Annotated in this window: 20 protein-coding genes and 1 other annotated feature; of the genes, 10 read left to right on the top strand and 10 right to left on the bottom strand. The window is 31.5% G+C overall.

The window, feature by feature from the left end; translation table 11 throughout:
- Positions 1–12: 12 nt before the first annotated feature.
- A complete protein-coding gene (locus COI44_RS12355; RefSeq protein ID WP_029715399.1) occupies positions 13–498 on the bottom strand; it encodes an RNA polymerase sigma factor SigV in 486 nt (161 codons plus the stop codon).
- A gap of 492 nt (positions 499–990) precedes the next feature.
- Between COI44_RS12355 and COI44_RS12350 the strand changes: the two genes are divergently transcribed.
- On the top strand, positions 991–1,554 hold the full coding sequence (locus tag COI44_RS12350; protein WP_098428220.1) for a GNAT family N-acetyltransferase: 564 nt from the start codon (positions 991–993) through the stop codon (positions 1,552–1,554).
- Between the two features lie 120 nt (positions 1,555–1,674).
- Here COI44_RS12350 and COI44_RS12345 read toward each other — a convergent pair whose 3' ends face one another.
- Positions 1,675–2,973, bottom strand: a complete 1,299-nt coding sequence (locus COI44_RS12345; protein WP_098428219.1) for a polysaccharide deacetylase family protein — start codon at positions 2,971–2,973, stop codon at positions 1,675–1,677.
- A 572-nt stretch (positions 2,974–3,545) separates the two neighbouring features.
- Here COI44_RS12345 and COI44_RS12340 point away from each other — a divergent pair.
- The 5 genes from COI44_RS12340 to COI44_RS12320 all read left to right on the top strand — a co-directional run bounded on the left by COI44_RS12340 (position 3,546) and on the right by COI44_RS12320 (position 8,768).
- The gene (locus tag COI44_RS12340; protein ID WP_098428218.1) at positions 3,546–4,301 is read left to right on the top strand and encodes a DUF2087 domain-containing protein; all 756 of its coding nucleotides are present in this window, start codon (positions 3,546–3,548) and stop codon (positions 4,299–4,301) included.
- Positions 4,302–4,320: 19 nt separating this feature from the next.
- Entirely contained in the window at positions 4,321–4,689 is a 369-nt protein-coding gene (locus tag COI44_RS12335) for a GIY-YIG nuclease family protein (RefSeq protein ID WP_098428217.1), read from the top strand.
- Between the two features lie 59 nt (positions 4,690–4,748).
- Entirely contained in the window at positions 4,749–6,077 is a 1,329-nt protein-coding gene (locus COI44_RS12330; RefSeq protein ID WP_142329255.1) for an MATE family efflux transporter, read from the top strand.
- A 227-nt stretch (positions 6,078–6,304) separates the two neighbouring features.
- Positions 6,305–7,636 (top strand): cytochrome ubiquinol oxidase subunit I, encoded by a 1,332-nt coding sequence (locus COI44_RS12325; protein ID WP_098428216.1) that lies wholly within the window; start codon positions 6,305–6,307, stop codon positions 7,634–7,636.
- Positions 7,637–7,751: 115 nt separating this feature from the next.
- The gene (locus COI44_RS12320; RefSeq protein WP_098428215.1) at positions 7,752–8,768 is read left to right on the top strand and encodes a cytochrome d ubiquinol oxidase subunit II; all 1,017 of its coding nucleotides are present in this window, start codon (positions 7,752–7,754) and stop codon (positions 8,766–8,768) included.
- A gap of 137 nt (positions 8,769–8,905) precedes the next feature.
- Here the strand turns inward: COI44_RS12320 and COI44_RS12315 are convergent, their stop codons facing one another.
- The 5 genes from COI44_RS12315 to COI44_RS24955 all read right to left on the bottom strand — a co-directional run bounded on the left by COI44_RS12315 (position 8,906) and on the right by COI44_RS24955 (position 12,365).
- Entirely contained in the window at positions 8,906–9,091 is a 186-nt protein-coding gene (locus tag COI44_RS12315; protein ID WP_098428214.1) for a hypothetical protein, read from the bottom strand.
- 100 nt (positions 9,092–9,191) lie between these two features.
- Entirely contained in the window at positions 9,192–9,845 is a 654-nt protein-coding gene (locus COI44_RS12310; protein WP_098428213.1) for an amino acid ABC transporter ATP-binding protein, read from the bottom strand.
- A 13-nt stretch (positions 9,846–9,858) separates the two neighbouring features.
- Positions 9,859–10,500 (bottom strand): amino acid ABC transporter permease, encoded by a 642-nt coding sequence (locus COI44_RS12305; protein WP_098428212.1) that lies wholly within the window; start codon positions 10,498–10,500, stop codon positions 9,859–9,861.
- A gap of 16 nt (positions 10,501–10,516) precedes the next feature.
- Positions 10,517–11,293 (bottom strand): amino acid ABC transporter substrate-binding protein, encoded by a 777-nt coding sequence (locus tag COI44_RS12300; RefSeq protein ID WP_098428211.1) that lies wholly within the window; start codon positions 11,291–11,293, stop codon positions 10,517–10,519.
- 66 nt (positions 11,294–11,359) lie between these two features.
- Positions 11,360–11,619, bottom strand: a binding site (T-box leader).
- A gap of 641 nt (positions 11,620–12,260) precedes the next feature.
- A complete protein-coding gene (locus COI44_RS24955; RefSeq protein ID WP_483295410.1) occupies positions 12,261–12,365 on the bottom strand; it encodes a putative holin-like toxin in 105 nt (34 codons plus the stop codon).
- A 293-nt stretch (positions 12,366–12,658) separates the two neighbouring features.
- Between COI44_RS24955 and COI44_RS12295 the strand changes: the two genes are divergently transcribed.
- The 3 genes from COI44_RS12295 (at position 12,659) to COI44_RS12285 (ending at position 15,086) form a co-directional block, all read left to right on the top strand.
- Positions 12,659–13,540: a radical SAM/SPASM domain-containing protein gene (locus tag COI44_RS12295; RefSeq protein WP_098428210.1), complete on the top strand. Its 882-nt coding sequence runs from the start codon at positions 12,659–12,661 to the stop codon at positions 13,538–13,540.
- A gap of 133 nt (positions 13,541–13,673) precedes the next feature.
- Positions 13,674–14,288, top strand: a complete 615-nt coding sequence (locus COI44_RS12290) for an acetate uptake transporter (RefSeq protein WP_056476328.1) — start codon at positions 13,674–13,676, stop codon at positions 14,286–14,288.
- 162 nt (positions 14,289–14,450) lie between these two features.
- Positions 14,451–15,086: an FMN-dependent NADH-azoreductase gene (locus COI44_RS12285; RefSeq protein WP_098428209.1), complete on the top strand. Its 636-nt coding sequence runs from the start codon at positions 14,451–14,453 to the stop codon at positions 15,084–15,086.
- A 67-nt stretch (positions 15,087–15,153) separates the two neighbouring features.
- On the opposite strand, the gene COI44_RS12280 is transcribed toward COI44_RS12285, so the two are convergent.
- Together COI44_RS12280 and COI44_RS12275 are read right to left on the bottom strand one after the other, a co-directional pair.
- Entirely contained in the window at positions 15,154–16,380 is a 1,227-nt protein-coding gene (locus COI44_RS12280) for a sensor histidine kinase (protein ID WP_098428208.1), read from the bottom strand.
- Between the two features lie 286 nt (positions 16,381–16,666).
- A complete protein-coding gene (locus COI44_RS12275; RefSeq protein ID WP_179887102.1) occupies positions 16,667–17,812 on the bottom strand; it encodes a metallophosphoesterase in 1,146 nt (381 codons plus the stop codon).
- Between the two features lie 232 nt (positions 17,813–18,044).
- Here COI44_RS12275 and COI44_RS12270 point away from each other — a divergent pair, with 232 nt between their 5' ends.
- Complete coding sequence (locus COI44_RS12270; protein WP_098428206.1) at positions 18,045–19,319, top strand: ATP-binding protein; 1,275 nt, start codon at positions 18,045–18,047, stop codon at positions 19,317–19,319.
- A 111-nt stretch (positions 19,320–19,430) separates the two neighbouring features.
- On the opposite strand, the gene COI44_RS12265 is transcribed toward COI44_RS12270, so the two are convergent.
- Positions 19,431–20,207 (bottom strand): class I SAM-dependent methyltransferase, encoded by a 777-nt coding sequence (locus tag COI44_RS12265; RefSeq protein WP_098428205.1) that lies wholly within the window; start codon positions 20,205–20,207, stop codon positions 19,431–19,433.
- Between the last annotated feature and the right edge of the window lie 120 nt (positions 20,208–20,327).

Here is a 20,327-nt window from a genome sequence, read left to right as displayed (position 1 = left end):
CCAAAAATAAATTCATTTCATTTTAATCCGGAGTATTTCTAAAGCTTTATATAAACGAGTTTTTATTGTATTTGGACTCTCTTGTAAAATTTCAGCAACTTCTTCAATCTTTAAGTCTTCGAAATACCTGAGGACAATTACAGCCCGATATTTAGTTGGTAAAGATTCTAATGATCTTTCTAAATCAATATCCGTATAATTATCGTCCTGTCCTGAAGAATATAACTCAATCGTTTCTTCATCCATTACAGTTACTTTTTTTTGTTTTCTTAAAAAATCTAATGATGTATTTACTACAATTCTATAAAACCAACTTTTTAAAGATTGTTCATTTTTTAATTTATCTTTTGAGGAAATGGCTTTATGAATAGAATCTTGTAATATATCCACCGCATCTTCTGAATTTTTAACGTAGCTATAAGCTAACCGATAAAAATCATCTTTATTATTAATAATAAAATCTACAAGTTCCTTTTCTAAGTTAGATTTCCCCTTCATTTAAAGAGCTCCTTTTTTGAGATACGTATCTGAGAAGGTACACATTATAAAAGACGTATACCTATTCGAAAAAGTTTTATAAAAAGTAAAAAATATTTTAGGAAATTTTTACTAAAAATTAACCTACCTGTTTAATGGTAATTTGGCCTAAATTAGTAGTATACAGATGGCATACCAATTCGTAAACAAACGATAGACAATTAATTAAAAAAAGAGCTAAGGAGTGCTTCTGTCCCAATCAACTGGCTTTTTAAAGTATAAAAAGAGCCAAAACAAAAAAAGCAAGAATCTAAAATCTTGCTCTTTTATAGTTGTTCTATTTGAATTTGCCATCGGTCTGAAAAACAAGTTTTAGGACTTTGTCTACACTCGGATTCATTATTTTTAGATGAGCTTTTTTATCATAGCTATTTATTTACATATTGAGATTATAGATAATAGGAATAAGAGTCTGCAAACTGTACTAATCTTACTAATTAAGTTGGAGGATATATGATTAAAGAGCACTATAATTTTGACCCATTTCCAAAAATAGTCACGGATCGATTAGTTTTAAGACAAATGAATAATGAAGATCAAAATGAAATATTTGCTTTACGATCAAATAAAAAGGTGTCTCAATATATAAACAGACTGATTGCAAAAGAAGTTGTTGAAGCACTTCAATATATAATGATGATTAATGAAGGAATTGAAAATAATGATTGGGTTCTTTGGGCAATTACTCTTAAAGAAAGTGATCAATTAATCGGTACAATTTGCTTGTGGAATTTTTCGGTCGAGCAATCGAAAGGGGAAGTTGGATATGAACTTTCACCAGAGCTTCAAGGAAAAGGAATCATGCAAGAGGCATTAAAAGCAGTGTTAGCATATGGATTTAGTACGCTAGAATTACAAGTCATTGAAGGCATTGTTCAGTCAAATAATCAAAAATCAATCCAAATTTTAGAGAGAAATAAATTTATTAATAAAGGCCTGGTAAATAAGAAATCGACGGATGAAGAAGACATACATTCATGCATTTTTGAGTTAACGAATGAAAGGTATTATTCATAAATAATGACTTGAAAAATAGAGAATCGAATAGCTTTCTACTTTTTCACATAGTAAGGATTTGAAAGTTTAAACAAACGTTTGAATAAAAAAGTAGTCGCTAAGCTAATAGCGACTACTTTTTTAATTTAAACTAACAATTTTTAAATTTTTTGATTGAAGATAGTCAATAATTTGTGGTAAAGCATCTAAAGAAGGTTTAGTTTCGTGAAGTAGAATGATACTTCCAGATTCAGTGTGGCTTTTAACGTAATTTATAATTGTATTTGTATTGCGGTTCTTCCAATCTTCAGTATCTTTATCCCATAAAACCATTTTAAATTGATGTTTTTGCATTAATTCAATAGTTGCTTGGTTTTTTGCACCGTATGGTGGTCTGAAGAGAGTTGTGTCTTGCTTTGTAATATTTGTTATTAAGTTACTTGTTCTAACCAGATCATCTTCTTGATTTTTATAAGATAGTTTTAAGTAGTCATTGTGGTGCATGGAGTGGCTTCCAACTGAGTAACCGTTAGAATATGCGTATTGTACACAATCAGGATATCTTTGAACGTTATCTCCGATGTAGAAAAAAGTACCGCCAACTTTGTATTTTTTTAAAACATTTACAATTTCCTTTGAATATTTCGAGGGACCATCATCAAAAGTAAGGGCTACGCTACCTGGTGGGATACTATAGTTAACTACATTGTTTAATTTTACAGTCGGATAGATTGATTGGACAGGTTTATTGATTGGTTCTTGCTTTATTGCATATCTAACATCCGGCTCATTTGTGTGCACATTCGGTTGAGAAACGTTTTTAATATCAGTTTTCTTTGGATCCTGTTTATCCTGATTTGTTTTAATTGGTTTCTTTGGAGATTTTATATTTTGTGCCTTTGAAACACTTTCAGCTTTTGCTGGTTTTTTTCCGCAAAATAAAGATTCTGATTTACAAGTTTGACTCTTATAAGCTATTAAACTAATCGATAGAATACTAATAGCAGCAACAGTAAGCCAACCATAAAGTTTATATCGTTTCGAAATACTCTTTTCTTTTTTTGAACTGGATCGACTAATTGATAAATAAGGTAGATCAATTAAAATCCTAAGATCCTTCATATTTTTTATGGAGTGAAGTTGAAGATGAAACTCTTCTGAACAAGTAAAGTAGATTTTTTCACTCTCATTATTGTTTGCTTTAGTTACAAAACTAGTAAACTGGTCTTTATCCTCATCCCAAGTACTACATAAAGAAAGGCTAAACTTATAGTTTTCATCAAAAATAATTTTTGATTTCATAAGATTGGCCGTTTCGTTGTCAATTTCCCAATGAAGTTCTATTTCTTGATTAAATAATAGTTTTATATGCAAAAAGGATTTATCGAATTTTTGTTCGATTGATAAAAGCTCAATATGTTTTTCATTGTTAATTGACATAACTTCCTCCTATCTTGTAAAGAAAGCATTAATTTTCGTTTATTCATAGACAGTAAAGACTGACCTAAAATTATATCTTTTGTCATACTTTTTTCTACTGTTTTTCTTTAAATATATTAGTCTATAAGGAAAATAATATGTAAAGATTTTCCCTATTGAGAACAGGTTTTTTAAATACTTTAAAATATGTCGAATATTAAATTTACCTTACAATTTAATTGTAAAGTACTGTAAGAAATTGTCAATTGAAGATTTGAAATTAGTCCCTTTGGAACAAGAGAATTAAGTTGAAAAGTATAGAAAGTACCATTTAAAAATTTTTAATCGATTGAAATGGCATCTCATTAGGAAAAAAGTACCTTTGAGACGCTTTTTTTGTGTAAATTAAGAGTTCCAACATTTTAAGAGGTCTTTTGAGGCATCCTTTCTATAAATAAGAATGAATAAAACAACCTGTTATAAAAAAGTAAAATTGACATTTTGTAAACAATAACATATTATGTTTGTAAATAAATAAACATTTTAAGAATCTGTTTGGTTAATAATAAACAAAAAAGGGTTGTGTTTGTTAAGTGGAAAATTTAGACGTTTTTTGGAATGCCGATATAGAAGAATTAAAACAAGGGTATATCGAAGAGGAAAATCATTATTTATGTTTACTCTGTAGTAAAAAAGTTGAAAAAGGAATTATTTATCAAGATTCAGGAATTTTATATGAAGCCGAAAAATACATGAAAGTTCATATAGAACAAAGTCATGACTCTGTTTTCGATTATTTGATCCAACTGGATAAAAAACTAACAGGATTAACAGAACATCAAAACCATCTTTTACGTCTTTTTTATCAAGGGAAGAGTGATACAGATATTCAAAAAGAAACCGGTATCGGTAGCGCTTCTACGATCAGGAATCATCGCTTTGTTTTAAAGGAAAAAGAAAGACAAGCAAAATTATTTCTTGTCATGATGGAGCTTTTAAAAGAAAAAGATCAGCATGCGCCAAGTTTTTTACCACTTCATAAAACAGCAAAAATGGTCGATGAGCGTTATAACATTACGGAAGATGAAATGGAAAAAACCTTAAAAAAATACTTTCCGGAAGGCATAGATGGACCACTGAAAAAATTTCCATTAAAGGAAAAACAAAAGCTTGTTGTTCTAAGAGAAATCGTTAAAAGATTTTCACCAATTAAGAAATATACAGAAAAAGAGATAAATGAAGTACTGACAGCTATTTATCCTGATTATGTCGTGTTAAGAAGATACTTAATTGAATATGGCTTTATTGATCGAAAGTCGGATGGCAGTAGTTATTGGTTAAAAGCTTAGAAGAGAAAGGGTGTTAAAAATGAGTAGAAAAAAAGAATTAAAAATGCAATATAAAGAAACAAAAGTTCAAGCAGGTATTTATCAAATTAAAAACATAAAAAATCAAAAAATATTCATAGTAAGTACTAAAAATTTAAAAACAATTAATGGAAAGAAATTTGAATTAGAGGCAGGGTCTTGTACAAATAAAACTCTTCAACAAGAATGGAATGAATATGGAAAAGAGTCATTTGTATTTGAGGAATTAGAAATTTTAAAGGAAGAAGACATTAGTCCACTAGGTATCAAGGGAGATCTAAAAAGACTCGAGGAAAAATGGTTAGAAAAACTCCAACCTTTTGGTGAAAGAGGATATAACACATACAATAGTAAGGGTGATCAGACTTGATTACATCTGAGATTAATCCTCAGGAGCAAAAACAAGTAAAATTTACTTTATTACGTCCAATGATTATGTTTCTAATTCCATTACTTTTAAGTAATATTATGCAGTCTATTGGTCAGGTTTTTAGCATGATTATAGTAGGGAATTGGTTAGGGGAAAATGCTTTAGCAGCAATTTCAGCTTTCTTTCCAATATTTTTCTTTTTAGTATCATTTATTATTGGAATTGGCTCTGGTAGTTCAATTTTAATCGGTCAGGCACATGGTGCAAAGCTTGAAGGAAGAGTAAAAGCTATTGTTGGAACGACTCTTACTTTTACTCTTTTTCTTTCAGTAGTGCTTGCGATAATCGGCAATATTTTTATTGAAAAACTATTGAGATTAATAGGAACACCTGAAAATATACTTCATGTAAGCACACATTATGCTTCCATTTTATTTTGGTCGATTCCCGTGCTATTTATCTATATGGTATATACAACTCTAATGAGAGGTATTGGGGATTCAAAAACACCGTTTTATTTTCTTATATTAAGTACCGTTTTAAATGTTGCATTATTACCACCATTTGTATTTGGATGGGTAGGCATACCGAAGCTAGGAATATATGGGGCAGCTTATGCCTCAGTAGGTTCAACGATTTTGACATGTATAGTTCTATTCATATACTTACACAAAACGAATCATCCACTTCGTCTTGATACTTCGTTAAGAAACTATTTGAAGATGGATCCTGAACTTTTAAAACTAATTTTAAAACTAGGTATTCCAACGAGTATTAATATGGTATTTCTTTCGATTTCTGAGATTGCCGTTATTACTTTTGTTAATCAATATGGATCAGAGGCTACTGCATCCTATGGGGTTGTAAATCAGTTAGTAAGTTATGTTCAAATGCCATCAATTTGTATTGGAATCGCAGTATCAATTTTTGCTGCTCAGTCAATAGGAGCAAATCAGGTTGATCGATTAAACCAAGTTATTAAAATAGGCTTATTACTTAACTATGTGCTAGGTGGCATAGTAGTATTACTCACTTATTTTTTCTCAAAGCCTATTTTAAATTTATTTCTAACGAATGATAGTACTGTACAAATAGCAAATAGTTTATTGATGATTACATTATGGGGATATTTAATACTCGGACATTCGTTTATTTTATCGTCTACAATGCGAGCTAGTGGAGCAGTACTGTGGCCAACGCTTATTAGTATATTCGTAATATGGTGTATTGAAGTACCTGTAGCCTATTTTTTATCTCATTACACAAGTCTTGGAATGAAAGGAATTTGGTTCGGATACCCGGCAGCTTTTATAGTTGGACTTGGATTGAACTTTTTATATTATAAATTTTCATGGAGAAAGAAACGTATAGTCCGTTTAGTTAATTAATTTATTCTTTATAAGAAATAAAACCACAAGGGAATTCCTTGTGGTTATTTGTTTTCCCTTTAGAAATACCGTATACCTTTATTGTTATAGGAACATACTTTTATAGATACAAATTAAAATGCAATTTTACTGATTATGTTCATAAAATCGTAACATGATCGGTCATTTGATTAGAATAATTAATTACATTGGACAATAAGATATTACATTATAGGGGGGATTTCGTGATGGAGTTGGATAATGTCACACTCAGTAGATTACTAACAAGTATGACACTAGTATTTCACATTATTTTTGCAACAATTGGTGTAGGAATACCCTTAATGATCGCAATTGCAGAAGGGTTAGGAATCTTAAAAAAGGATCCACATTACACGTTAATGGCAAGAAGGTGGGCCAGAGGTTACACAATTACCGTTGCAGTTGGAGTGGTGACTGGTACTTGTATTGGTCTACAACTATCTTTATTATGGCCGAGCTTTATGCGAATCGCGGGTCAAGCAATTAGTTTCCCATTGTTTATGGAAACATTCGCTTTCTTTTTTGAAGCGATATTCCTTGGGATCTATTTATATACTTGGGACCGATTTAAAAAACCTATTTATCATTGGTTAATCATTTTACCTGTTATATTAGGTTCAACTTTGTCAGCATTTTTTATCACTACAGTAAACGCGTTCATGAATACTCCACAAGGTTTTACTTTGAAAAATGGAGTAATTAAAACCGTCGATCCAATCGCTGCAATGTTTAATCCAGCTGCTCCTTCTAAAACTTTACATGTAATTGTTACTGCATATGTTGCATCCGCTCTTATATTAACGTCGATCGCTGCAATTCAATTATTAAGAGGAAAGAATACGGAGTACACACGAAAAGGGCTTCGATTAGCAGCAACACTAGGATTAATTTTTGCCGTTTTAACAGGTGTCACAGGAGATGTTTCAGCAAAATTCCTTGCTAAATATCAACCCGAAAAACTAGCCGCAATTGAATGGCATTTTGAGACAGAAAGAGGGGCAGATTTTGTCTTATTCGGAACGCTAGATGATAAAACACATGAAGTGAAATATGAAATTCGAATTCCTAAACTGCTAAGCTTTTTATCTTTCTCAGATTTTAATGCACCAGTAACTGGATTAAATGAATTTCCAAAAGATGAGACACCACCTTTGTTCATACATTATTTATTTGATATTAAGATGACATTTGTAGGCTTAATTATATCGATGACCTTCATATTTGTTGTGTTTTCTATTAAGAAGAAAAATTGGATGCATAATAAATGGCTTTTACGTGGACTAGCGCTGACTGGCCCATTAGCGATGATTAATATCGAACTTGGATGGATGATTGCCGAAATTGGCCGCCAACCATGGATATTAAGAGGATATATGAAGGTTTCAGAGGGAGCCACAACTGCCAAAGGACTAGGCGGTATGTTTTGGTTATTTTTTGTATTGTATGTATTTTTAGGAGTCTTTTGTACAATCGTTATTCGAAAAATGTTCATTCATAATCCACCCGAAGATGAACTTCAATATCGTTTAAAAAAATAGGCTCTGTTAAAAATTCAATCAAAAAACTCTCGGTAAGTTACGAATAAGTAAATGTTGTAGCTTGAAAGAGTAGTATTGGAATTTGAGACAAAGCCAATGAATAGGAGGGTGAACATTGAATATTGAGTTATTAGGAATAATCGTTTTATGGATATTTCTATATGGATATATCATTATTGCATCAATTGACTTCGGTGCTGGATTCTTTGCTTATTTTGGAAAAGTAACAAAAAAGGATCACTTAATAAATAATTTGATTAGTAGATATTTATCACCTGTTTGGGAGATAACGAATGTATTTTTTGTATTTTTCTTTGTTGGCATTATAGGTTTCTTTCCAAGTGTTGCATTTTACTATGGAACGGCCCTTTTAATCCCAGGAAGTATTTCGCTAGTCCTATTGGCAATTAGAGGCTCGTTTTATGCCTTTTCTAATTATGGATCCAAGGAAAACAAAGTTTATTTATTCTTATATGGAGCGACTGGCCTATTGATTCCAGCTTCACTTTGTACAGTTCTGACCATTTCCGGAGGAGGGTATATAGTTGAAAAAAATGGAGTCGTTCAATTTTTAGCTAAAAACTTATTAACAAGTATCTACTCTTGGAGTGTTGTAATCATTGCAATCATTTCAGTCTTATATATTAGTGCAACATTTTTAACCTATTACGCAAGTAAAGCAAAAGATGAAAGTGCGTTAGCAATATTAAGACAATATGCTTTATTTTGGACCGTTCCAACGATCCTATCAAGCTTTCTTATATTTGTAGGATTAAGAGATAATAATGTTAGATTTTATGAAAATATAGTTAATCATTATTGGTGGATGTTTTTATTATCGTTAGTCTGTTTTTTAATCGCATCATCATTAATTTTACTAAAACGAAATTACGGAACAGCCTTTATATTTGTTATGCTCCAATTCTTCTTTGCTTTTTTCGGGTATGGAGCAGCGCACTTACCATATATATTAGATCCATATATTACGATATACAATGGATACACCAATCAAACATCCGGTACCATGCTAGTAACTGTATTTGTCTTAGGATTACTACTGTTAGTTCCATCGCTATTGTTCTTATTTAAACTTTTTTTATTTGATGCTGAGTATGTTCAAGGCAAAAAGTAAAGTGGGGGAGATGGAATGCACTCTTCAAATAAACATGAAAAGCGGCTTGTGCTTCTATGTTTTATTGTAGCTTTTATAATGGGATTATCTTTTATTAGTAAATTTTTTCATTGAATAATGAGTGGAGAGGCGCCTAGTTATATTGAGGCGTCTTTTTTTTGAATAAAGGATGAAGTAGGGGAGAGATGCAAATAAATCGGTTGGAACTGCAAATAAACTGATGGAACTGCAAATAAAAAAGGCAAAACTGCAAATAAATTAAGTGAATCTGCAATTAAAAAGGTCAAAACTGCAAATAAAAAAGGTGAATCTGCAATTAACATGCTAAATTCACCTGAAATTACGTTCATATTATTTAGATAAATAGAATAAAGGGTAAAATCTTAGCAAATATTTTAAACTACAACTTAGTTTCCGTTACATTCATGCACTTTCTAAAACTTTTCCTTCTTTTACAAGTAGCGTACGAGTCGAAACATTACTTGCGAATTCCATGTCGTGAGTAATGACTAGAATGCTCATTCCGTCATTTGCTAATTTTTTCATAATCTCAGCAATTCCATTCGTTAGTTCAGGATCCAGTGCTGAAGTAGGTTCATCAAAGCAAAGAATTTTTGGCTGTAGTGCACATGCTCTAGCGATTGCTACACGTTGCTGCTGGCCACCAGATAACTCGTTTGGTAATGAATTTGCTTTATCACTAAGACCAACTTGTTTTAATAAATCTATTGCTCTTTTTGTAGCTTCTTCTTTATTCATACCTAGTACAAGAGTAGGGGCTTCAATAATATTTTCAATTACTGTTTTATGTGGGAATAAATTATAGTTTTGAAAAACGAGTCCAACGTTTTTTCTTACTTTTAAAAGATCTTTTTTAGATTTTATCATTTGGCCATCTATTTCAATTGATCCGCCATCGAAGCTTTCTAAACCATTAATACAACGAAGTATTGTCGTTTTACCGGCTCCTGATTGTCCTAGTAGAGTAACGATTTCTCCTTTATTAACTTCAAAAGAGACTTCATTTAATACGGTTTGTTTATTAAACTGTTTTGTTAAGTTATTTACTTTTAACATTTTTAGTCTCTCCTTATTTATAATATGAATATCGATTTTCTAATCGTTTAAATAAATTCGTTAATATTGCTGTTAGTAGTAGATAAATAATACCAACGAAAACAAGGGGCAGTAGTGATGCGCTTGTATTAGATGCGATTTTAGCTACTCGAAGCATATCATCAAGTCCAACTACATAGACAAGAGCTGAATCTTTTACTAGCGTAATTACTTCGTTTGAAACAGGTGGTAATACTTTTTTAGTCATTTGAGGCAGAATAATTCTTTTAAAAGTTTGACTGCGACTCAATCCTAAAACCTCTGCTGCTTCATATTGACCTTTATCAACTGATTGAATACCTGCTCTGAATATTTCTCCAAAATAAGCTGCATAATTAAGTACAAATGCGATAATAACTGTTGTAAAACGGTCAAAGACAATTCCGACTAATGGTAAACCAAAAAAGATAAAGATTAATTGTAAAAGTAGAGGTGTACCACGCATTAATAAAATATAAGAACTAATAATTGATTTGATTGCTGTAATATTCGAAAGTCTTCCAAGTGCAATGATGATTCCAAGTGGAATTGCTAACGCTAGAGTAATTAAGAAAACCTCTAGCGTAATTTTTAATCCATCAAGCATGGAAGGTAATAAAGATGTAATTTGTTCCATGATTATAAGCTCCTTTTTATTTCAATGTACCGAACCATTTTTTATAAATTTTGTCGTAAGTACCATCTTTTTTCATAGCACCAATTTCTTTGTTAATTTTTTTAAGTAAAACAGAATCATCTTTTCTAACGCCAATTCCATACTCTTCTTCACCAAAGTTGTCTTCTAAAATTTTGTATTTGTTTTGGCCTCTTTTGTTCATGTAATATCTAGCTAATGTTTCATCCGCTACAACCACATCTACACGTTTTGATTCTAAGTCCATTAAAGCTTGGTTGTTATTTTCATATAACACAGGTTTACTACCGTTAAATGATGTTACTAAGTTTTTATCTTTATTAACTGCATCTAAAGAACTTGATCCTTCTTGAATTCCAACATTTTTACCTTTTAAATCTGATTTTGTTTTTATTTTTGAATTTGCTAGGGTGATAATAACTTGTCTATTTTTTAAATATGCATCTGAGAAATTTACTTTTTTCTTACGCTCATCTGTAATTGAATAGCCGTTCCAAATTGCATCAATATTTCCTGATTTTAATTCAGTCTCTTTCATTGACCAATCAATTGGTTGGAAAGTTACTTTCATATTTTCACGTTTAAATACTTCTTTTGCTAAATCAATATCAAAACCTACAACCTTACCTTTATCATCTTTAAAACCCATTGGTACAAAAGTATCATCTAATCCAACGACTACTTCGTTTGCATTTCGTTTTTCTTTTCCACAACCAGTTACAACTAATATTGAAATCATACAAATAATCATTGCTGACATTAATTTTTTATTCATTTTACTCTCTCCCTTAAAATATTCTTGAAAAACAAAAAACTCCCGACCTCTAGCTATATGGAATAGCTAGAGGACGGGAGTATTACTCACGTGGTTCCACCTCTATTTATTGATACCTCACGATACCAACCTCTTCAAGTGCAGCAATTAAGCTATACTCTAGCACGATAACGGGTGCAGGGAATCCGGAAACAGTCTACTACCAAAAAGGGTTCGGTGCTCAGCTCAGAGATGTGTTCAAAATATCGTCTTACGCCCCTCGCACCAACCGGGAACTCTCTGTTTAAGAACTTAATACTTTTACTATTTCTCATCAATGCTTTTAAAATTAAATTTTCAAATATGTTCAATACTGCAGTTTTTATAAAATCAAACTAGTTTGTTTTGCGATGAACAAATAATATTACAGATTACAAACAACTGTCAACAAATTTTATTTGAAAAAACTTTGATTTTGTCAAAACTTGGGTAGGAAATTTCTCGGGAAATATGGAAAATTGTCGATTGAATACTGATAGAACTGATTGGGATTGTCAAATATTATCAATTCACAAAAATAACATATACTTTATAAATTTCGATTAAAAAATATGATAAATTATCATTAAGAACGAGTGCAGTAACACTCGTTCTAGGCAACTAAATAAGCCGAGATGGTTTTATCTAAGTAATTCAAAGAAGAAGCCCATACCTAGTGAAGCATAGGGGCTATTTCTTTTTTGTTGCGTTGATAATACTAACTACTAATTGGATTAATGCAATGACAAAAGTCATTGTGATGATAATTTCTTTATATTTAACAAAAAATTCAAGCGCTTAAAGTATTTCTAAAGAATCGTATGATATAATAAACATATATTAAAAAAGAACGAGTGCGCTAACACTCGTTCTAGGCAACTAAATAAGCTGAGATGGTTTTATCTAAGTAAATCAAAGAAGTAGCCCATGCCACGCTAAAGCATAGGGGCTATTTCTTTTTTGTTGCGTTAATAATACTAACTACTAATTGAATCAATGCAACGACAAAGGTCATTGCAATGAAGATTAGAGTAAGTATTTCAAGTGTTTGCATTGGCATCACCACCTTTCTACAAAAAAATACGTAGAAAAGAAGATAAAACCAATTCCCCTATGCTATTCAATTGCCTATTTTTATTATAATAAAATAATTGTAATCAAACTGTAGGTGTAATGATAAAATTTAAACAATTTCTTGAAGTTTTAGAATGATTACAATTCTGTTCGGTTGGTAAAAATTGAACAGAGTGTTGAAATATTAATATCTTAAAAATTATTGTATGATAGGATTATAGTTTTTTTAGAGCGAAAAATATGGATATAGATAATGTAAAGTAGGAGAGTAGAATGAGAAAATTTAAGAAAGTTTATATAGAAATTACAAATATATGTAATTTGAAGTGTAATTTTTGTCCGAGCCCAACGTTAGAAAGACCGTTGAAGTTTTTGGACGAGAAAGCATTTACTCATGTTGTAAATTCGGTTAAACCTTATACGGATCATATTTATTTTCATTTGATGGGTGAGCCATTTTTAAATACAAAGCTCGGTAGATTTTTGGATATTAGTCATGAAAATGGTTTGAAGGTTAACATAACAACGAATGGTACATTAATTAATAAAGTAAAGGATTTATTAATTGAATCCAAAGGTTTAAGGCAAATCAATTTTTCACTTCATAGTTTTGAGGCGAATGATTTAACGAAGGATTTGCATGATTACGTTGAAAATATTACAAACTTCATTAATGAAGCGAATGAAAAAAGTGATATGATTTGTGCAATTAGGCTTTGGAATATGGATAGTGAAGAGTTAAGAGCAAGTAACTCACTGAATATTGATATATTAAATTTACTTCAGGAAAAACTAAACTTAGATTTTTCTTTACGTGAAAGACTTCAGGAAACACATAATATTAAACTGCGCGATAAAATTTATTTAAATATGGCAGAAAAGTTCCAATGGCCAGACATGGGTAATGATATCATCGATGAAAATGTATTCTGCTATGGATTAAGAGATCAGATCGGTGTATTAGTTGATGGAACAGTAGTACCATGTTGTTTAGATAGCGAAGGGAAGATTCCGTTAGGGAATATTTATGAGACCTCATTAGAAGATATTTTAAATTCTGAGCGTGCAAGAGCAATTTATGATGGTTTCTCAAGACGATGTGCAGTGGAAGAATTATGTAAAAGATGCGGTTATGCAAAACGACATAAAAAGTAAATTTTGGTAAAAAGCGCTTTCTTTTTAAAAGAAAGTGCTTTCTTATTTAAAAGCGAAAAAAAGCTATATTAATCCCTGGGATTTTATAGTAGTATAATTTAGTCTGTTTAAAATTTTAGGAGGATTTACATCAATGAAAGACGTACAACAAATTAAAATAACTACTGCAGATCCATCTGCAATTGGTTTATTCGGTTTAGCGATGGTAACGCTTGTTGCCTCAACACAAAAATTAGGGATTACTGATGGTGTTTCATTAATATTACCGTGGGCGATTTTTTTAGGCGCTATTGCACAATTATTTGCGAGTATCCAGGATTTTAAACATAATAATGTATTTGGAGCAACAGCATTTGGAGCATATGCTTTCTTTTGGTTAGCTGTTGGTACTACTTGGTTAATCCAATTAGGTGTTTTTGGAGAAGCATTAATGAAAGCTGCTGATGTTAAACAACTTGGTTTTGCTTTTGTAGGATATTTAATCTTTTCAATTTTTATGACAATCGGTGCAATGGAAACTCATAAAGTATTATTTATTATTTTTGTATTAATTGATTGTTTATTTATTGGATTATCATTAAGCACATTAGGCTTTATGGAAGAAGCTACACATACTTTTGCAGCATACAGTGAATTAGGAATTGCAATTATGTCATTTTATGGATCGGCTGCAGCTGTCTTAAATAGTCACTTTGGAAGAGAATTCTTACCTGTAGGGAAACCTTTTGGGATTTTTAAAGCGAAATAATAATTCAGTCATAAAATTAACTTTTTGGACTTTGTCTATACACAAAAACCTTTACCATTGGAGTAAAGGTTTTTTTTATAAATATTTGTATTGTTTAATCGGAAATGACAGATGATAATATTGTGCTTTTAATTAGTTAAAGAATGAAAGGTGGAAATTCGTTTGACGACACTATTGTATATCACAGCACATCCGCACGATAAGTCTACTTCATACAGTATGGCGGTTGGTGATGCATTTATCGAGAGTTATAAAGCTGCACATCCTAATGACCAAGTAGTACATATTGACCTTTATAATGAAACGATTCCTCATATTGATGCTGAAGTGTTTGCAGGTTGGGGGAAACTTCAATCTGGAGGATCTTTTGATACACTTTCTTCAGGTGAGCAATCAAAAGTAGGAAGATTAAACGAGATTGTAACTCAATTTGCTGAAGCAGATAAATATGTATTTGTTACACCTTTATGGAACTTTTTATTCCCTCCAATTATGAAAAACTATATTGATGCGATTTGCGTTGCTGGTAAAACTTTCAAATATACTCCTAATGGGCCTCAAGGATTATTAGGTGGTAAAAAAGCATTGCATATCCAAGCACGTGGTGGGGTTTATTCAGAAGGTCCAGCTGCAGGCCTTGAAATGGGACATCGCTATATTGGCGTGATAATGGGCTTCTTAGGTGTTCAAGACTTTAATGGAATTTTTGTAGAAGGTCAAAACCAATTCCCAGACCGAGCACAAGAAATTAAAGAACAAGCAATTCAAAAAGCTAAGGAAACTGCAAAGGATTTTTAATTTGCAAAAAAAACTCACACTTTTGTGAGTTTTTTTGTTGTGGAAAATAGTAGTTTGTGGTTTTTGTTCATTCATTTTCACATTGCCAAATCGGTAAATAAATCCGGAATATGGTTCCTTCGTTTTCCTTACTACTTACTTTAATCTTGCCTTTAAATTTTTCGATTATATTAAAGCAGACGGTTAATCCAATCCCTGTGCCTCTTTCTTTTAGTGAGTAGAAGGGGGTGCCGAGCTTTTCAATTGTTTCTTGAGACATTCCAATTCCTGTGTCTATGATTTCAATAAGTGCATATTCATTTTCTTGTAATAGATTGATTGTTATAAAACCTGCATCGTGCATTGATTCGATTGCATTTTTCATCAAGTTAACGAGAACTTGTTTAAATTCAATCGGATTTATTTTTGTATAAAGTATTTGATTTAAGTTTAAATGGAAACCGATGCTTTGACTATTTGCCATCGAGGCAAGCAAATCAGTTACATTCATTATTTCTTTATTTACTTCTACGACTTGTAGCGTTTCAGTTTGGGGCTTTGCTAGTGATAAATAGTCATTAATAATGATTTGAGCGTATTCTAATTCTTTTAGCATTGCATCGACATAGTATTTTTCGTCTGGGTTCATTGTTGTTGATTTTTGAAAAAGTTGTGCAAAACCTTTTACGACAGTAATTGGATTGCGAATTTCATGTGCAATCGTTGCGGCTAGTTGACCAATTGAATTTAATTGTTTCGCCTGTTGTATTTCCTTGTAATTGGCTTCTAAAGCTATGACCTTCGTCTCAGTTTGTAAAAATACAAATAAGAGTATTAATTGAATCGATAGGAATTCTAATATATTGCCTACAGGGTCTAATGCTATATAAGAATATTTTTCTTTTAGATCGGTGAACGAGATTAGTAATACAAAAGTAGGCCCAATTAGTATATTTAATGCCCAACCGATATAAAATGCTATGCGATTATATAAAAAGATCGTAAAAATTGGGATGATTGCTACAAAACTATACATTGTTGATGTGTCAGGGTATGTCCAAAATTTAATATACACATATAGTGAAGAAATGGTCGTAAATAATACTTTTGAAAATGTGTTATCTTTTTTTACAAAATTGAATAAAGCAAAAATAACAATGAACATTAAGATTACTTGAGTAATAAGTTCAATTGGATGATCCTTAAAAGTTAAAGGAGAGAGTGTAATTCCTACTAGCAATAAGGAAGTGAGTGAAGCCATAAAAAAAATATAAATTCGACGGCTCCTTTTGTTGTAGTACTCTGTATTTTTCATGCTTCAATCTCCGTTCTGAAAAGAAACTTTCAATAATATTTTACACTTTTCAGAAAACTATTTATAGATAAATTATGACAAAATTAATATAAAAGAGACCAAAAAGTATATTTTTTTGGTCTCTTCAATATGTAGACAAAGTCCTTGAGTTTCAGACTGGATTGCAAGCGCTTGTCTTTCAAGGCGCGAAGCCTGGTGAGGAATGGAGTTACCCTAGACGGGTAATGAGCACCCGCGCGGGCAGTCGAAGCAACGAAGAAAGCGAGCGTTTGGCGGGCAGCCTGAATTAATTAGAAAATGAAACAGTGATCGTTACAATCTCAGAAGGGTTACCTGTTCTAATTGGAGGTCCCCAAGTTCCAAATCCTGATGAAACGACAAAGTGTGAACGTTCTTTTTGTAAATAGCCCCAATCAACTTCATAAAGTCGACGGGTAATTAAGTGATTTGGCATAAACTGGCCGCGATGTGTATGTCCGGACACTTGTAAATCTACGCCTAATTGAGTTGGAATTTCTAAATGATAGGGCTGATGATCAAGTAAGATAATTGGTTTTGTATGATCGATTCCTTCAAGTAGTTCATGTAAATCTAAGCGCTTTTTACTTGCAAGATCTTTACGACCAACGATATAGAAATTGTGATCAACTAGTTCTTTCTCATCTAATAAAATATGGATACCAGCATCCTTTAAATGCCGGGCAAGTAAATCTAAATGTCCACCGTAATAATCATGATTACCAGGGACTGCATATATACCAATCTTTGGCTTTAACTTTTTCAACGTTTGAATCATATTTTCCTCAACAAATGGAGTGATATCTTCATCAATAATATCTCCAGCAATTAAGACCAAATCAGGAGCAAGCTTATTAATCTTGTCAACAAGAAACTCTAATCTTTTATTCGTGACTAATGTGCTTAAATGTAAATCCGAAACTAGTACAATTGATAGTTCTTTATACTTTTCATTTGGTTTATCAACATTGATGTCATAATGAACAATCTGTGTTTCTAGTGCACTTTTTCTACCTTTTATGATGAGGTTTGCGACACATATTATGACAATTGTTCCAAGTATCACAGTTATACTACTTGTTTTGAAAGATGTAAATCCTCTTAAAATCAGTCCAATTAAATCAGCAACGATGACAAAGAAAATTAAATAATAAAAGATGGCTAACCAGTATGCTCCAATTTTATGGATTGGTTTAAAGAATGAAGTAGGAAGCTTACTCTTTAAAACTCTTGAAAGTATGTACGCAAAAGTTATTAACAGAAATACGATCCAATAGATTATTTTTATTGTTGGATTCACCCATTTACTTAGCAAAGCATTAATATAAATCCATCCATTAAGACCTATATAAAAATTAATTAGGAAAAAGAATATCATAACCAAAATAATATTTAATACGATTCTTTTATTCATATTTATCCCTTTCATACGATAGTGGTAAGGTACTTCTAGTATAAATGTTTAAACTTATAAACGCACCTATTTCACTTTCTATAAATTGAAAAAAAGCATAAAAATATTAATCGACAGAATATGAAAAATAGTGTGAGTTAATAGGGAAAAATAAAGGATTTTTGGAAGTTTTGTCGTATTATATGTATGTTGAATTTATTTCGAAAATTTCGAATCTAGTGAGGATAAAAACGTGTTAATCGAAAAACTTTTGCTACATGTTTTAATCATATTAAGTCCAATATTAATATACAGTATTATTTATGAAAGGCATGGCTATAAAGATAAAATTTATCTTTTTGGCATGTTTCAGGCTGTAGCAGGTTTTTTTTGCATGGCCTTTCCATATCCAGCATATGGGTTATTTTGGGATTTAAGATATATACCACTAACGATTGCGTTTCTTTATTGCGGCTATCGCTGGGGAATCGTGACTTTTTTAGCGATCTTATTAGCTAGAATAATTTTAGGTGGAGACGCTATCATATTTGGTATGATCAGTATTACCTTATCCTCACTAGGGTCTTTAATTTTATTTAAATGGTTTTGGACATTTAAACCTAAACAGAGAATACTTGCAACAGCTCTTATTAGTTTATGGCCTGCTTTAGTTCAACTAGGAATCTTATTTACTTTTTTATTCGTAAATAAGATTAGTTTTAAAAGCGATTACAGACTATTTGGGTTAATTCTTATCTTCATTGTAATAGAGTTAGTCGCAATTACTTTAGGAGCAAAACTGATTGAAACACTAATTGAAAATAAAATACTGCATAAAGAAATCCAAAGAGCTGAGAAACTTAATACGTTAAGTGAAATGGCAGCTTCTATTGCTCATGAAGTTAGGAATCCACTTACAGTTGTTAAAGGTTTCTTACAATTAATGCAAGAAAGCAAAGACAATCAGTCTATGGAATATTTACCGCTAGTATTGAGTGAATTAGGTAGAGCAGAAGGAATCATTAATGATTATTTAAATTTTGCCAAACCACAATTTGAAAAAGTAGAAACGTTTAATTTAAAGCAATGCGTTTCAGATGTAGTCACCTTATTAGTTCCATTAGCATTAAAGCAAAATGTAAAATTAAAAGGCGATACAGAAGTCGAAACATTTATAAATACAGATAAAAATCAATTTAAACAAGCATTAATAAACCTAATTAAAAACGCAATTGAGGCAACTAGCTCGGGTGGATTTGTACATACGAAGCTACACGAAGAAAAAGATAAAACGGTCATTACGATTAGAGATAATGGAAAAGGGATGACTAAAGATCAGCTTTCACGTATTGGTACTCTATTCTATTCAACTAAAGAAAAGGGCACTGGCGTAGGAACAACAGTTTCTGTTCGAATCATAGAAGCAATGAGTGGAACAATCACCTTCGAGAGTAGCGTTTATGAAGGAACAAAAGTAACAATTAAACTACCAAAAGTTGAGCCTAAAGATCATGAAGTGAGTGGATAATTGATTATATTTTATAAATGGTTACACGATAGGTTGCACTTTAATGAGAAATGTAAAAACGCTTAGAATTTAGACTAAGCGTTTCTATTAATATAATTAGTCTCCATAATATTATTTCTTTCTAGCAAACCAAACTGTCCAACAGTCTTTTTCAATAATAGTAGATTGATGCTGAAGCTTATTATCGATGAATTTTACTAATTGATTTAGCTCTTCATCAGTGAGTTCATGAAGAATTGATCGACCTGTTCTAAGTAATAAATCACTTCGAAGTGATTCTAGGTCAGAATAGATGCGTCTTGTTTCCCAAAGTTTTACTGTGTTTTCTATATGAAAGCCAGCTGATTCTAAAGCTGAGTGCATTTCTTGTGTATCATATCTTCTTGATATTTCTTTCTTTTTCAATTTTGGGTAAAGGTCAAAAATATAACCTCGTATATGGCTATCGTTTCCAGGAAGTAAACAATCTTCTGGCGTCCGGTCTTGTACGATTAATATTCCATTCTTTTTTAGTAAACGATTTGCCTCATTGAAACAGGCATTTAAATTATCTAAATGATGGACTAAAGCTCTTTCCAAAACTACATCATAATTTGAAGATGGAAGTTTAGTATGGTATGCATCTCCTTTACTAAAGGAAATATTACTGTAGTCTTTACAGTTTTCAGCAGCACCTTTAAGCATTTCCTCTGAAAAATCTACCGCCGTAACGTGGTTTACTTTTAACTTAGAGAGAGCTTTCGAATAGATCCCTCCACCACAACCTATATCAACTGCGTCTTTTCCTAACAAATCAATGTTTTCCCTCATTAACTGAATCCAAGATTGATCAGCCTCTCTAGTTGTGTAAGTCTTATTATTTTGTGCATCGTGGAAGTTGATGGTCATTTGATTACCTCCCTAAATTTGATTCAAGTGCTTCTATTTACTAGTATAGACGTTGATATTACACTGAATAATATCAATAAGTTATTGGTATTAATAAGATATTTTTATGAAGAAAAGCGT

The sequence above is a fragment of the Bacillus sp. AFS088145 genome (genome assembly GCF_002564465.1).
Lineage (GTDB): Bacteria > Bacillota > Bacilli > Bacillales > Bacillaceae_G > Gottfriedia.
The sequence above is the reverse complement of the archived record's forward strand: the minus strand, read 5'-3'. Positions and strand labels throughout refer to the sequence as shown.

What these genes read in the sequence shown, in the direction of transcription:
- COI44_RS12305 (WP_098428212.1), bottom strand. Translation starts at nt 10,500, where the DNA reads ATGGAACAAATTACATCTTTATTACCTTCCATGCTTGATGGATTAAAA.
- COI44_RS12325 (WP_098428216.1), top strand. Translation starts at nt 6,305, where the DNA reads ATGGAGTTGGATAATGTCACACTCAGTAGATTACTAACAAGTATGACA.
- COI44_RS12345 (WP_098428219.1), bottom strand. Translation starts at nt 2,973, where the DNA reads ATGTCAATTAACAATGAAAAACATATTGAGCTTTTATCAATCGAACAA.
- COI44_RS12355 (WP_029715399.1), bottom strand. Translation starts at nt 498, where the DNA reads ATGAAGGGGAAATCTAACTTAGAAAAGGAACTTGTAGATTTTATTATT.
- COI44_RS12350 (WP_098428220.1), top strand. Translation starts at nt 991, where the DNA reads ATGATTAAAGAGCACTATAATTTTGACCCATTTCCAAAAATAGTCACG.
- COI44_RS24955 (WP_483295410.1), bottom strand. Translation starts at nt 12,365, where the DNA reads ATGCAAACACTTGAAATACTTACTCTAATCTTCATTGCAATGACCTTT.
- COI44_RS12300 (WP_098428211.1), bottom strand. Translation starts at nt 11,293, where the DNA reads ATGAATAAAAAATTAATGTCAGCAATGATTATTTGTATGATTTCAATA.
- COI44_RS12290 (WP_056476328.1), top strand. Translation starts at nt 13,674, where the DNA reads ATGAAAGACGTACAACAAATTAAAATAACTACTGCAGATCCATCTGCA.
- COI44_RS12315 (WP_098428214.1), bottom strand. Translation starts at nt 9,091, where the DNA reads ATGTTAATTGCAGATTCACCTTTTTTATTTGCAGTTTTGACCTTTTTA.
- COI44_RS12335 (WP_098428217.1), top strand. Translation starts at nt 4,321, where the DNA reads ATGAGTAGAAAAAAAGAATTAAAAATGCAATATAAAGAAACAAAAGTT.
- COI44_RS12275 (WP_179887102.1), bottom strand. Translation starts at nt 17,812, where the DNA reads ATGAATAAAAGAATCGTATTAAATATTATTTTGGTTATGATATTCTTT.
- COI44_RS12310 (WP_098428213.1), bottom strand. Translation starts at nt 9,845, where the DNA reads ATGTTAAAAGTAAATAACTTAACAAAACAGTTTAATAAACAAACCGTA.
- COI44_RS12265 (WP_098428205.1), bottom strand. Translation starts at nt 20,207, where the DNA reads ATGACCATCAACTTCCACGATGCACAAAATAATAAGACTTACACAACT.
- COI44_RS12295 (WP_098428210.1), top strand. Translation starts at nt 12,659, where the DNA reads ATGAGAAAATTTAAGAAAGTTTATATAGAAATTACAAATATATGTAAT.
- COI44_RS12280 (WP_098428208.1), bottom strand. Translation starts at nt 16,380, where the DNA reads ATGAAAAATACAGAGTACTACAACAAAAGGAGCCGTCGAATTTATATT.
- COI44_RS12330 (WP_142329255.1), top strand. Translation starts at nt 4,749, where the DNA reads ATGATTATGTTTCTAATTCCATTACTTTTAAGTAATATTATGCAGTCT.